At 47.0% G+C, this 487-nt stretch carries 1 protein-coding gene; it reads right to left on the minus strand.

Features of this window, described 5'->3' with window-relative positions; all coding sequences use genetic code 11:
• Positions 1 to 70 precede the first annotated feature (70 nt).
• Positions 71 to 487, minus strand: a 417-nt coding sequence (locus tag NR125_RS30280) for a hypothetical protein (RefSeq protein WP_256816874.1), incomplete at its 5' end; no start/stop codon positions are given.

Consider the following 487-nt stretch of genomic DNA (forward strand, 5'->3'; position numbering starts at 1 on the left):
TTTAATCCCCCACTTTTCTTCTTTCCTCTTTCCCAATTTACTCCTTTTTCCAATCTCTCTCCTCCTCTTCTTACCAGATCATTCTTCTTTTCTTTCCCCTCCCCTCTTCTCTCTTCTTACCCCTTCCTCTTCTTCCTCTCCTCCCTCCCCCCCCTCTTTCCCCTTCCCCTCCCTCTCCTTCCCTCTCCTCCTCCTTCCCCTTCTTTTCCCCCTCCTTTTCCTTTCTTTTCTCCTTTTCTTCCTTCTTTTTCTTTTTCCCTTTCTCTTTCCTCCTACTCTCCCCCCTCTTCCTTTCTTCCTTCTCCCTCCCCCCTCCTCCCCCTCCCCCTCTTTCTTTTTTCTTTTCTTCCTCCTCTTCCTTTTTTCCTTCCCTCTTTCTTCCTCCCCCCTCCCTTCCTCTTTCCTCCCCTCTTTCCTCTTTTTTCCTTTCTTCCTCTTCCTCTCTCTTTTCCCCTTCTCTTTTTCTTTCTTTTTCCTCTTTTTTATT

This window comes from Cytobacillus sp. Bac17, from assembly GCF_024519925.1.
Taxonomy (GTDB): domain Bacteria; phylum Bacillota; class Bacilli; order Bacillales; family Cytobacillaceae; genus Cytobacillus; species Cytobacillus pseudoceanisediminis.